Below are 12,783 nucleotides of genomic sequence, written 5' to 3' on the forward strand. Positions count from 1 at the left end.
TCAATCACTTATCTCCTCTGTTAACACAATTGAGGTTTTAAAATCGGCAACACAATATTTAGTTTTAAATTCTGACATTCGCTTTTCATACACTAAGTCACCAAAAACCTTCTTAACAAGTCTAACCCTAACTATTTTCAAGAAAAAATTAAACAACCTTGTCATTCGTATATTCGATGCATGTAATTCAGCTATCAGTCTTACCATTTCTTTTGTACACACATACTCTGCATTTTGGGGGAAAAATACCCCAGCACTATTATGGTCAATTATCAACCTAGAAAACTCACATAGATTTTCGATATAAATCATACTACGCTTATTCTCTAAACTAGGAAATACCGGAACCCTTAGTGCAAGTTTTGCTATTCTGGGATAATTCCCTTTACATCCCTTTCCATAAATCATTGGAGGTCGAATAATTGCTACACCAAATTCAGTACTTTCTAAAGATTTTATAATTTCTTCAGCTTGGAGTTTAGACTTCCCATAATTATTTTTTGGATTAAGAGGAGAATCTTTATCAATAACACCACTTTCAATCCCATAAACACTCATGGAACTAAGGAATATAAACTGCTTAACACTTTCATTTTTTGCCTTTTGAGCAACCTCATAAGCCAAATCACGATTCACTCTATAATAAAGGTCAGCATTTTCTTTTGTTTCCTTTTTATGTGCTATCCCTGCCACATGGAAAACGACATCATACCCTGAAAATTCCGTATCTTTCCATGATTCATCTCGTAAACTAATTGAATCTATCGAATATCTATCTGGATAATGTCCTAGCCAATTCTGAAAATTTTTTCCGACATAGCTATTTTTTCCTGTGATTAGTATTTTTTTCATTTAGATATTCTCCCCCTGCTATTACTTACAACTTCCTTCTTTGTAACTATCCTACCTTCAACAACCCCATCACTTTTCACAACACTCAAAATGGTCCCAAAGAAGCACTTACCATCCATGCAAAGACTAATTTTCTCAACATACTCACCATCTAATCTCGCTTTAAGCTCAATGGGTAGTTCATCTCTACCATTAATCTGTGCCCATCCAGTCAATCCAGGTAGCAAATCGTTAGCACCATACTTATCACGTTCTTCTATCAAATCATATTGATTCCAAAGTGCTGGTCTTGGACCAATAACACTCATCTGACCAACAAAGATATTCCAAATTTGAGGTAGCTCATCAAGTGAAGTCTTTCTCAAAAACTTACCCATATTTGTAATGTATTGATCTGGATTCTCTAATAGATGAGTAGGAGTGTCTTTCGGCGTATCTATTCTCATAGTACGGAATTTTAATATATTAAAATGAGTCTTGTAGATTCCAACACGCTTTTGCTTAAACAGAACCGGACCTCTAGAATCTAGTTTAATAGCAATAATAATAAGCAATAAGATAGGTGATAAAACTAAAAGTCCTACTAATGAAAGAATGATATCTATAAATCTTTTTATCTTCAAATACATGCCTAAAACACTCCTTAAAATTTAATTAGTAAAACAGGACTTAGTTGGAGTAAATCCCACAATTAACTACTATAAAATCATTCTTCCTTACGGGTTCCAATCTTATCTACTATCAGTAATCACTTCCGATTCGGGAATAAATATCTTTCTATCCAAAAAGCCTATCAAATCCATTTTTGAAATCTTACATTATTTCGTGAAAGCATCATTTTATCTTAAATTACTAATAAAAGTACTTATACTATAACGATCCAACACTAAATATTACAAAAACATACAATATATCGTGATCATCTATATCGATTCTCACTACCGATTTAAGATCAATCCAATATCCTTCCAAGGATAGAAAAATATTCATCCAAAGCATAGCTAGAACCACAAGTAAGGAATGCTATCAGTTTCTTACCTGAAATATCGATAATTCTTAAGAAAGATTTTATCAGTATATTATAGATATAAATTATCAAAGTAAAGTAGTCATAGAGAACTCATTAATAACGAGACTAAGGTGAAATGAAATATGCAGCTTTAAATATGATGCGCCCAAAGAAGGAGGAACATTCCTATTTATTATATCTGCTTAAAAAGTAGTTTCACAGAAAATATCAATACATCCCTTTACTCCACATAAAAAGGGAGCAAATAGCCCCCATTCCAAAAACTTTCTCAAAACTTAAATACTAGCTCCCCCCCCACCTCATGCCGTCCCATCGACAACGAATGCGTCTAAGGCATAACTAACACCCACGAAACAGCCGAGTACCTCCATTGATAGTGGTAAGGAGACATCACCATTCCGAGTGTGAAAGCACCAGAATTTAAACCTCAAGTGTCTTATGTTTGGCAATCAATTCTTCCATATAACGAAACACTTCATCTTTCAATTCCTTGTCTTGAATTGCAAAATCCATTGTTGTTTTCACAAACCCTAGCTTTTCTCCAACATCATAACGTGCACCTTCAAAATCATAGGCATAAACTTTCTGAATCTGATTCAACATTTGAATCGCATCCGTAAGTTGAATCTCTCCACCAGCGCCAATTTGTTGCCTATCTAAAAACTTAAAGATTTCAGGAGTAAAAACATATCTACCCATTATAGCTAAATTAGAAGGTGCCGTACCCCTCTTAGGCTTTTCTACAAATGAGCTTACTTGATAACGTCGTCCAATCTTAGACTCTGGATCAATAATCCCATAACGGTGCGTCTCTGACTCTTGCACTTGTTGAACTCCTATCACGGAAGATTGAGTCTCTTCATATTGATTAATCAGTTGCTTTAAAGCAGGAACATCCGCTTGAACAATATCATCACCTAACAATACCGCAAAAGGTTCATCCCCAATAAAGTTCCGCGCACACCAAACAGCGTGCCCTAAACCCTTTGGCTCTTTCTGTCTAATGTAATGGATATCTGCTAAGTTAGAAGAATGCTCTACTTTTGAAAGTATATCCACCTTTCCTTTTTCCGCAAGATTTCTTTCTAGTTCAGGAGCTACATCAAAGTGATCTTCAATCGCTCTCTTTCCCTTACCTGTAACAATAATAATATCCTCTATTCCTGATGCTACCGCCTCTTCCACAATGTATTGAATAGTCGGCTTGTCCACGATTGGCAACATTTCCTTCGGCATGGCTTTTGTAGCAGGTAAAAACCTAGTACCAAGGCCAGCAGCTGGAATAATGGCCTTCCTGACTTTTTTCATAAATAATCCCCCAAGACTTTTATGCTTTAAGCGCTACATCTTCAACGACAACTTGGTTATTAGCAAGAGAAAGAACATAGCTTTTTAATTCTTCGACACTGTATCCCGCATGATTATCAATAAGTGCTTCTACCATTTCAAACTGGTCAAATACCGCTTTCCCAATAAAAATTTTTGGATATACTGGTTCAGGGTCTACTTCTTTAGTACTCAAAAGCTCCTCATACATCTTTTCTCCAGGTCTAATTCCAGTAAATTCAATTTTGATATCTTCTAACGAATAACCAGAAAGTTTTATCAGATTTTCTGCAAGGTCTACGATCTTAATAGGTTCGCCCATATCTAGAACAAATATCTCCCCACCTCTGGCAAGAGATCCTGCTTGGATCACAAGACGGGATGCTTCTGGAATGGTCATAAAATATCTGGTCATTTCAGGATCTGTAACGGTCACAGGTCCACCTTTTTCAATTTGTTTCTTAAACAGTGGGATAACACTACCTCTACTACCTAAGACATTTCCAAATCGAACGGCGACAAATTTTGTTTTGCTCTTTCTAGAAAGGTCTTGAACAATCAGCTCTGCAATCCGTTTTGTAGATCCCATTACATTTGTTGGATTTACTGCTTTATCTGATGATATCAACACGAATGTGTCTACACCGAAACTATCAGCTGCATCTGCTATATTCTTTGTCCCAATTACATTGTTCTTCACCGCTTCATGTGGGTTATATTCCATTAACGGTACGTGCTTATGAGCTGCTGCATGGTAAATGATTTTCGGGCTATATGCCTGTACAATTCCAAACATTCTTTTACGATCTTGCACGTCCCCAATAACTGGAATAATCTCAATATGCTTACCTTTGTAGGTCTCACGAAGCTCCATATCAATGTTATAAATACTAAACTCACCATGACCCACTAGAATGATTTTGCTAGGCTTGAACTTCATGATTTGTCTACAAATTTCTGATCCAATCGAGCCTCCAGCACCAGTTACCATTATCGCTTGTCCACTTACTTTATCTGCAATCGATTGGATATCCAGTTCAACAGGCGCTCTACCCAATACATCTTCCACTTCCACATTTTTAAGGTGGTTTACAGAGACTCTTCCAGAAAGAAGGTCCTCCAATTTCGGAATCATTTGAACTTTTGCTTTAGAACTATTACAAATAGAAACTACTTCCTTTAGTTCTCCATTTTGCAAAGATGGAATAGCAATTACAATGAGCTCTATTTCAAGTTCTTGTACTATACTAGGAATTTCGGGTACTTTCCCAATAACTGGAATATCATATAATTGCATTTTTTGTTTGGCTTGGTCATCATCTACGAAAGCAACAGGATGTAGATCCGTAAACCGATACTCATTTTTTAACTGACGTGCAATCATAGCACCCGCTGCGCCAGCTCCTACAATAAGCGTTCTTTTTTTGTTAGAATCTCTTACCAAATATCGGTCTCTATAGACTCTCCACACAAATCGTGAACCACCAATAAATATGACATGAAGCATCCACGTAACCAATAAGGCACGGCGGTACAGATCAAAATCATTAATCACAAGTTGGGTACACATCGCGACCAACATGGTTAAAGAAACAGCCTTTACAATTGCAATAAGCTCTCCTACGCTCGCATACGCCCACACTTTGTTATAAAGTTTAAAAATAATAGCAAATACGTGATGCGAGATTAAAAGAACAATGGAACTGATAAGGATTACGTCCATATTTTGGCTGAGAAATTGTAACTGGATAAGAGATCCACCAAGCAATAAATAGTGCCGTACTAATGATGATAGAGTCTAGTAAAATTAATAAAGTTAGCCTCGTTCGGTAACTCATTGCTTAACACCCCCACAACCTTCTTACACTTCTACTAAATCAAACCTAAGAATTTCTTCTTTTTAATTCGGGATGGTACGTCACCTACAACCGTTCCACCCTCACAAAGAGTTTGAGCATTCTCTAAAAATGAGTACACGATTATCCCCATAGCTCTTACTCATCTCGTGAATGGCATCTGATATACAAAAACCACGAGTTGTAACATTATGGGCATCTGATGCAATAAAATGAGTTAGATTCGATTCAATTAACTCCGTAGTGAATTTCTTTATCTTTTTACCGAATTTTCCGACAAAACTGGAGGCAGTTATCTGTGTAAGCGTGCCTTTTTTCACTAAGTCATACAATATATCAGGATTTTCTATTAATTCTTTATTTCTCTCGGGATGTACAATGATAGGCTTATATCCTTCTAGCTGCAAATCGAACAATAGTTGTTGGGTGTAGCGCGGAACATGGTTAGATGGTAATTCTACGAAAACATATCCGCTTGTAATATTCAGCGGTAAAATTTGTTCTTTATGCAAACCATCCAACATGTCACCACTTATTCTTGACTCTTGTCCTGGAAGTATCGTCAGGGGGATGTCTTCCTCTTCTAATCTACTATTTAATGAAGAGACTTGTTTTACGATATCATTTCGTGTGTTTGTGTATTTCCCATTCTGGTGATGAGGGGTTGCAATAATAGTATGAATTCCTTGTGATACGGCCTCCTTCGCCATTTCAAGGCTATCCATAGTATGTTTTGCTCCGTCATCGACACCTGGAAGGATATGACAATGAATATCAATCATTTTGTTCACTCCCTACTACGCTTTGTGTCGTTTTTTGTAAAACTATGTCGATAGGGCTAGTATAGCAGTAATTCTCTTTGAGGAAAACGGGAAAATTTGTGGAATAATGGAAAATATTAAGATTTATATAGTGCTTTCTTATGGTAGCGTTATCAAATTTCTAAACCAATCCAAATAACCTTTTCTTTTTATACCGAATTGGTTCTTCGCCTACCACTGCTCTTCCATCTAATAGAAGATTGGTTTTCAGTTAAAGTAAAGGCAATCGAGGAACCATGTTTCTTTTCGATTTGGTCAACAGCAGATCGTAATTGTAATTGTTTGGAGCTTCTTGCAGAGGAGGCTATAAAGTGGGTAAGATTTAGTTTAAGTAACTGATTAGCAAATTTTTGAACCTTCTTCCCAAAAACTCCATTTAGGCTCAAAGCAGAGATTTGCGTTAACGCACCCTTCTTTACTAACTCATAATGTTCGCTCGGATTATCTTGAAAGGACTTGTTTTTCTCAGGCTGTGCAATGATTGGTTTGTACCCTTGGATTTGCAATTCAAATAACATGGAAATAAAGTGCCTTGGCAGGTGATTTATCGGAAAATCTATTTAAAGGTAACCACTGGTATGGAGAGGGATAATATCTCCATCTTGTAATCCTGATACAATGTTCTCATTAGAGCTTATTTCTTGTCTTGGAAGAATCATTACTGGAATACTTTCTGCTATTAATCTTTTGTTTAATAAGTGTACCTGCTTCACCACTTCCATTTTTTGAGTTCCTACGTCTTCGATTCGGGAAGGTGTAGCGATAATTTTACGAATCCCTTGTTTGGCCACTTCTTTCGCTATAGCCACACCTTCCTCTGCATGCCGCGCACTATGACCTAGACCAGGTAGAATTTTACAGCTAATATCTATCATTTGACTCACTCCTTATACTTTCAACAGGACTTTATTCCTACACAAAAGTATATCAACCATCTATAATCATAAGAATATGAAGTTTTGTCAATAAATGTTATTTTATCTCGATATGGAATCAAACTTTTTAAAAAAGACCCCTATGAAGGAGTCTAATTTGTACCATAGTAATAATAGCCGGCTTTCTTTTGTTCTCTATCATTGAGGACAGCGCCTAATAATTTGGCTTTTGCAGGCTTTAACAAATCTTGTGCTTTTTGTGCTGCATCATATTCCGTCTGTTTACTCCTAACGACTAATAGGGCACCATCACATTGATCCGCTAAGATTTGTGCATCCGTAACCGCGAGCACAGGAGGTGTATCAAAAATGATTAAATCGTATAATTGGGAAGCCTCTTCAATCATGTTTCCCATCGCTTTGGATCCTAACAGCTCAGATGGGTTCGGAGGAATAGGACCACATGATAATAATTCCAAGTTAGTAACATCACTCGGAATCGTACTCTGGATAAGATCTGTCTCGCCAACTAATACGCTACTTAACCCTTTTCTATTATCCAAGCGAAACGTATAATGCAAGGTAGGCTTCCGTAAATCTGCATCAACGAGCAATACTTTCTTCCCTGCCTGTGCAAACACGATAGCAAGGTTTGCTACTGTCGAAGACTTTCCTTCAGATGGACCAGATGACGTAACCATTAATGTTTTAAGCTCAGAATCAACAGATGCGAATTGTAGGTTTGTGCGAATTGTTCTATATTGTTCAGATATTGGAGAGCGAGGGTTTATTTTCGTTATTAAAAATCTGGACGTATTATTCTTAAACTGTTTTCTTCTTCTTGCCATCAAACTCTCCCCTCCCTCTACGTATAGCTTGTTTTGAAAATGCCGAATTTATTAAATCGTCTTCTTTAATATGCGGGATAACACCTAATACAGGAATTTCTAACCGTTGCTCGACATCCGCTTCCGTTTTAATCGAGTTATCTAAATACTCGATTAAAAAGGCAAGACCAACACCTATCATTAGCCCAACCACTATAGCAATGGCAATATTAAGTAGTGGCTTCGGATTAACAGGGCTTGGATCTTCCGAAACAAATGCTTCCGAGAGAATATTCACATTGTCTACATTCATTAATGTTGGGATTTTTTCTTTAAAGACATTAACCGTGGTATTTGCTATGTCCACAGCTTGTTCGGGACTCTCATCTGTTGCGGTCACCGTCACAACCTGTGAGTTTTGTTCACTGGAAACTTGAATCTTTTCTGATAACTGGCTAGCAGATACGGATAAATTAAGCTCATCCGCTACCTCTTGAAGAATTGCTGGGCTTTTGATAATCACATTGTACGTATTTATAATTTCAATATTAGAACGGATTTCATTTACATCTACGCCCATTTGTGCTGATTCTTTTTGATTCACTATAAATTGAGAGCTAGATTGATAGGTTGGAGTCATTACAAAAAAAAGTAACTACGGCACTTATGGCAGCAGCACTTATCGTTATTAATATGATCAGTAGTAATCTTTTCTTTATGGTTTCCATTATTTCCTTTAAGGATATCGTTTCTATCATTGTCCCCCCATTGCCATTCCATTACAAAGATATCGTCTGTTGCACATTATAATCGAAATTATAACATAGTTTTACAATGGTTGACATTAGGTTTTTTTGGTAAAGAAATGTGCAATTATGTGAAATAATCTCTCGACTGGAGACTATTCCTTTTCTATATTTATCTTATATTATTTCCAAAAGCCCCCTCAAAGACGGACTGTACAATTGTTCTTCCGCTAGACTTCTCTCTCTCGCGCGTAACTGTTCAGGCAAACTTCCTTCTCCCCTTGATAGTCTAGCGCTACTAATGCTTGAACCTCAAAGTGGTCCGGAATGTGCAAAACCTCTTTTGCTTTTTCTTTATAGATGCCGCCCATTACAAGTGTAATGAGACCTTGTTGAGCTACTTGTAGGGATAGGAAACTCCAATCTATGCCCGCATCAAAGGGCATGAGTTCCAATCTTATTTCCATCTCGTTCTTTTTCGGATACAAGTAAGATTAGAACAGGAGCATGCTTAGACCATACTTGATTTCCTGACTTAGTCTTTTTGGAAAATATGTATAAGAAAGGGATCTCTCACGTTGGAATTTACGCTGGCAATCATACATTCATACATGTCAGTGAGACAGGTGTTACAACTTCAAGCCTCTCCAATGCTTACTGGAAGTAGCACTTTGGAGGATTTAAACGGCTACTAGCCGCTCTGTGCAACCCGCACAGGGTTGTTCAACGAATGAGAAACAAGGCTTGGAGAATAATTCGAAGTGGGTATAGGGATGTGAGTAAGATAGTGACACTTCTATAAGGAGTGACATTTTTGTAAAGACATACACCATAAATATAGCAAGCCTTCCATATTTAACTATGTTTATGTCCAGCATAATGTGTTCACGTTACAAAACGATTACAAACAACATTTTTCGACAAATATCATGCTATACTCCAGGTAACAGCAAGCAAGAAAAACACCAAGGAGTGAGCAAACCAACATGAAGAAAACAACAAGGACATGGATCACTGTTGCAACTGGTTTTGTTTTAGCTACTGGATTTTCAAGTAAAGAAAGTGCGGCTACACACACCGTTCAATCGGGTGACAGTCTATGGAAAATCTCTCAATCTTACAATGTAAGTATTAGTGAATTACAATCTATTAATAACCTTTCTGGCTACACTATTTATCCTGGTCAAAAGCTAGAAACATCGAAAACAACTACAAGTAATACAAATACAAGCACTTATACCGTAAAATCTGGGGATAGTTTGTGGGCGATTAGCAGAGCGAATAATATGTCTGTCTCTCAACTTAAATCTCTGAATAATTTAAGTTCCAATACAATCTATGTTGGACAAGTTCTAAAAGTAGCTGGTTCTTCAACGCCTACTACAACAACACAGGAATCCTATAAAACCGCTCTAGTTACAGAAGCAAAAAAACACATTGGAACCCCTTATAAGTGGGCTGGTAGTGCTCCAGGTGGATTCGACTGTAGTGGATTCATTTACTACACACACAATAAAGTTGGCAAGAGCATCTCTCGTGTTTCAGCAGCAAGCTACTACAACATGGCTACAAAAATTAGCAGTCCAGAACCTGGTGACCTCGTTTTCTTTAAAGACACCTATAAGAGTGGAATTAGTCATATGGGTATCTTTGTAGGAAACAACTCGTTCGTGCATGCTTCTTCTAGTGGCGTTCAGTTGACTAGCTTAAGTAATACGTATTGGAAGAGCCATTTTGCTGGATACGGAAAATTTTAATTCGAAAAAACCCAGATGATTGACTTCATCTGGGTTTTATTATGTGTAATTTGCTAATATCTATCCAAGATTACGCTTAATTGCTTCTGCAAGTAAAGCAGCGCGATACGGCAGGTTTCCAAGTATAATATGCTCATTTTCTGCATGAGCTCCATCCCCTTTTGGACCTAGCCCATCAATCGTTGGCACTTCAAGAGCAGCTGTTAGGTTTCCATCACTTCCACCACCGGACGCTCCTTCTTTCAGGTCATATCCGTGGCTAGCTGCAATTTCTTTTAATTGTTGATACAGCTCTTCTACTTCTTCCGTCCTTTCGAGTGGAAAACGGTTAATTCGTCCTTCTACCGTAACAATGGTTCCTTCTACAAATGTTGGACGATCTAGGATCGCTTTTTCCAGAGCCTCCGCTTGCTCTTCTGTATCAAATCGAACATCGATTTCTGCTTCTGCATAGGCAGCCACAACATTTCGTCTCGTTCCACCTTTTATTTTTCCAATATTGATGGATATCCCCTCATCGCGGTTATCTAGGTTCTTTAAATCTGTAATTTGAAGGGCAAGCTCCTCAATCGCACTAGCTCCATCCCATGGGTTAATTCCAGCATGCGTAGGTTTTCCTTTTATTTTCATCTTGAAAATCCCGATTCCTTTTCTAGCCGTCTTTACAGCACCAGACTTGGCAATACTACATTCTGGGACAAACACAATCGAGCTCTTTTGTGCCTCTTCTTCTATTAAATCACGCGAATATTCGCTTCCGATTTCTTCATCAGATGTAGCTAAAAAAACTACTTTTCGTTTCCCAGTGTGACCTAATTCTTTTAACGCTTTTAACGCCCAGAGCGTAATGGTTAAGCCACCCTTCATATCGAATACACCAGGACCGTAAAGCTTTCCTTTTTCTTTTCGAATCGGAATGGCGCCCTCATCCCATACGGTATCGTAATGACCTATAATTAGTATCTGGTCTTTTGCCTGTTCATTTCCAAATGTAAATTTATATTGATTTCCTACTTTTTCTTTTTTTATGGTCTCCGTTTTGCCATCCACTAACCGTTCAAACTCCTGCTTTAATACAACCCCACATTTATCGGTTAGCTTTTTATTTTTAGATGGGGATTCTGCTTCTACTAAATGAATTAGTGTCTTCTCTATTTCTGCTTGGTGTTGCTTTAGGTAATCCACAATCGTTGACATTGTGTTCCTCTCCTGTTGTCGGATAATCCCGATTTTTGTATAGATATATCGATTATAGCATAGGGAACCTGAAAATTCGTTAGATAATTTTGACGACTCCTTATAATCTATACATTCTATTCCCTTTTTTTATATAAATTATTCCTTTTGATAATGCATGATACCAGTAATTGTGCGGTACCCTAATAGAACAGGAGGTGTGCTAACCATGGCTCAAGACGTTTTGTGTGAAGTAAGCAACTGTAAATATTGGGCAAGTGGTAACAAGTGTGCTGCTGACGCTATTTATGTTGTAAGCCACAGAGGGAAAAAGGCGTCTAAACAAGAAGAAACGGATTGCCAAACCTTCGAGCCTAACGTGTAAGCAAAAATACCTTCTTTTTTGGCCTAGCTCCCTTTACGAGGGAGTTGGGCTGTTCATCGTATCGTATATTTCTCAGTGATAATAAGGTTGAAGAGAACGCTTATAGGGAATGAGTAAGTAAAGGACCATTGACGAGGAGAATACATATGATACAAATCATCGCTATTACGAAAGATAACAAAACCGTAACAGATATTACGACTGAGCAGTTAAAAGAAATGGATTATAAGTGGTTTTGGATGGATTTCAATCAGCCGAAAGAGGAAGAAATTAAGGTACTGGATGAAGCATTACACTTCCACCCACTTGCTATTGAGGATTGCATACATAGTTTACAAAGACCGAAAATAGATTATTATGATGGCTATACCTTTTATGTAACACACGCCATAACGCGAGAGGATCTTAGTAGGAATGAAATTAACTTCTTCATCGGACACAACTATATTGTGTCCTTCCATCATCAGGATACGAAAGAAGTAAATGCCGTTTGGAATCGAGTGCTTTCACTTAACACCCCTGAAAAGTGGGATGAATATCGGTGTTTTTATGAAATATTAGATAAAATTGTAGATAACTATTTCCCTATCGTATATGAGCTAGAGGATGCACTAAATGAAATTGAAGAAAATGACGAGGATAAACCGATGAACGAGCTGTTAGATCGGTTATTTGATATACGACATCAGCTTCTTGCATTACGTCACACAATTAATCCTGTCAGAGATTTGCTATACAGGATGTTAAATTCCCACCATTTGTCCTTAGTGATGGATCGGCGAGAATATTTCGTGGATATCTATGATCATTTACTGAAGCTTTCAGAGATGGTAAGCTCGAACCGAGAAATTGCCAACGACATACGTGACAATTATATTTCTCTCAACTCACACCAACAAAACCAAGTGATTCAAGTATTAACCGTCATTACGTCTATCTTCGCACCACTAACCTTTATCGCAGGGATTTATGGAATGAATTTTCAGCACATGCCTGAATTAATGTGGGATTACGGGTATTTTATTGTGCTAGGTGTTATGGGGGTCATTGCGACACTAATGTTTGTATGGTTTAAAAGGAAAGGGTGGTTTTAATATAGTTCGGTAAACAATCCTTTTATAATAGAAAATCC

The 12,783-nt window shown here is 37.5% G+C and carries 10 protein-coding genes and 4 pseudogenes; 4 read left to right on the forward strand and 10 right to left on the reverse strand.

The genetic code is table 11. From position 1 onward, the window contains the following. The 9 genes and pseudogenes from FN924_RS15525 to FN924_RS15570 all read right to left on the reverse strand — a co-directional run bounded on the left by FN924_RS15525 (position 1) and on the right by FN924_RS15570 (position 8,800). Complete coding sequence (locus FN924_RS15525; protein ID WP_143896027.1) at positions 1-852, reverse strand: NAD-dependent epimerase/dehydratase family protein; 852 nt, start codon at positions 850-852, stop codon at positions 1-3. Next, a complete protein-coding gene (locus FN924_RS15530) occupies positions 849-1,481 on the reverse strand; it encodes a sugar transferase (RefSeq protein ID WP_143896029.1) in 633 nt (210 codons plus the stop codon). Before FN924_RS15530 ends, FN924_RS15525 begins: the two co-directional genes overlap by 4 nt. 821 nt (positions 1,482-2,302) lie before the next feature. Next, complete coding sequence (galU, locus tag FN924_RS15535; RefSeq protein ID WP_143896031.1) at positions 2,303-3,190, reverse strand: UTP--glucose-1-phosphate uridylyltransferase GalU; 888 nt, start codon at positions 3,188-3,190, stop codon at positions 2,303-2,305. Between the two features lie 19 nt (positions 3,191-3,209). Further along, positions 3,210-5,046: pseudogene (locus tag FN924_RS15540) on the reverse strand (polysaccharide biosynthesis protein). Between the two features lie 34 nt (positions 5,047-5,080). After that, positions 5,081-5,846: pseudogene (locus tag FN924_RS15545) on the reverse strand (tyrosine-protein phosphatase). A 188-nt stretch (positions 5,847-6,034) separates the two neighbouring features. Next, positions 6,035-6,760, reverse strand: a pseudogene (locus FN924_RS19425) (tyrosine-protein phosphatase). A gap of 152 nt (positions 6,761-6,912) precedes the next feature. Continuing rightward, on the reverse strand, positions 6,913-7,608 hold the full coding sequence (locus FN924_RS15560) for a CpsD/CapB family tyrosine-protein kinase (protein WP_143896037.1): 696 nt from the start codon (positions 7,606-7,608) through the stop codon (positions 6,913-6,915). Beyond that, a pseudogene (locus FN924_RS15565) lies at positions 7,583-8,345 on the reverse strand (YveK family protein). The gene FN924_RS15560 and the pseudogene FN924_RS15565 overlap by 26 nt, the downstream one beginning before the upstream one ends. A gap of 218 nt (positions 8,346-8,563) precedes the next feature. Further along, positions 8,564-8,800, reverse strand: a complete 237-nt coding sequence (locus tag FN924_RS15570; RefSeq protein WP_143896039.1) for a nitroreductase family protein — start codon at positions 8,798-8,800, stop codon at positions 8,564-8,566. A 77-nt stretch (positions 8,801-8,877) separates the two neighbouring features. Here FN924_RS15570 and FN924_RS15575 point away from each other — a divergent pair, with 77 nt between their 5' ends. Further along, a complete protein-coding gene (locus FN924_RS15575; RefSeq protein ID WP_323368625.1) occupies positions 8,878-9,000 on the forward strand; it encodes an NlpC/P60 family protein in 123 nt (40 codons plus the stop codon). Positions 9,001-9,319: 319 nt separating this feature from the next. After that, positions 9,320-10,090, forward strand: a complete 771-nt coding sequence (locus FN924_RS15580; protein ID WP_143896043.1) for a C40 family peptidase — start codon at positions 9,320-9,322, stop codon at positions 10,088-10,090. 60 nt (positions 10,091-10,150) lie between these two features. Here the strand turns inward: FN924_RS15580 and FN924_RS15585 are convergent, their stop codons facing one another. Then, entirely contained in the window at positions 10,151-11,287 is a 1,137-nt protein-coding gene (locus FN924_RS15585; RefSeq protein WP_143896045.1) for a M20 family metallopeptidase, read from the reverse strand. Positions 11,288-11,495: 208 nt separating this feature from the next. Here FN924_RS15585 and FN924_RS15590 point away from each other — a divergent pair, with 208 nt between their 5' ends. Further along, the gene (locus FN924_RS15590; RefSeq protein ID WP_143896047.1) at positions 11,496-11,651 is read left to right on the forward strand and encodes a DUF1540 domain-containing protein; all 156 of its coding nucleotides are present in this window, start codon (positions 11,496-11,498) and stop codon (positions 11,649-11,651) included. A 146-nt stretch (positions 11,652-11,797) separates the two neighbouring features. Further along, complete coding sequence (corA, locus tag FN924_RS15595; protein ID WP_143896049.1) at positions 11,798-12,745, forward strand: magnesium/cobalt transporter CorA; 948 nt, start codon at positions 11,798-11,800, stop codon at positions 12,743-12,745. Positions 12,746-12,783 lie beyond the last annotated feature (38 nt).

The organism is Radiobacillus deserti (assembly GCF_007301515.1).
In the GTDB taxonomy this organism is placed as follows: Bacteria; Bacillota; Bacilli; order Bacillales; family Amphibacillaceae; genus Radiobacillus; species Radiobacillus deserti.

Coding starts and splice junctions, on each gene's coding strand:
- FN924_RS15525 (WP_143896027.1), bottom strand. CDS start 852: ATGAAAAAAATACTAATCACAGGAAAAAATAGCTATGTCGGAAAAAAT.
- FN924_RS15530 (WP_143896029.1), bottom strand. CDS start 1,481: ATGTATTTGAAGATAAAAAGATTTATAGATATCATTCTTTCATTAGTA.
- galU (WP_143896031.1), bottom strand. CDS start 3,190: ATGAAAAAAGTCAGGAAGGCCATTATTCCAGCTGCTGGCCTTGGTACT.
- FN924_RS15560 (WP_143896037.1), bottom strand. CDS start 7,608: ATGGCAAGAAGAAGAAAACAGTTTAAGAATAATACGTCCAGATTTTTA.
- FN924_RS15570 (WP_143896039.1), bottom strand. CDS start 8,800: ATGGAAATAAGATTGGAACTCATGCCCTTTGATGCGGGCATAGATTGG.
- FN924_RS15580 (WP_143896043.1), top strand. CDS start 9,320: ATGAAGAAAACAACAAGGACATGGATCACTGTTGCAACTGGTTTTGTT.
- FN924_RS15585 (WP_143896045.1), bottom strand. CDS start 11,287: ATGTCAACGATTGTGGATTACCTAAAGCAACACCAAGCAGAAATAGAG.
- FN924_RS15590 (WP_143896047.1), top strand. CDS start 11,496: ATGGCTCAAGACGTTTTGTGTGAAGTAAGCAACTGTAAATATTGGGCA.
- corA (WP_143896049.1), top strand. CDS start 11,798: ATGATACAAATCATCGCTATTACGAAAGATAACAAAACCGTAACAGAT.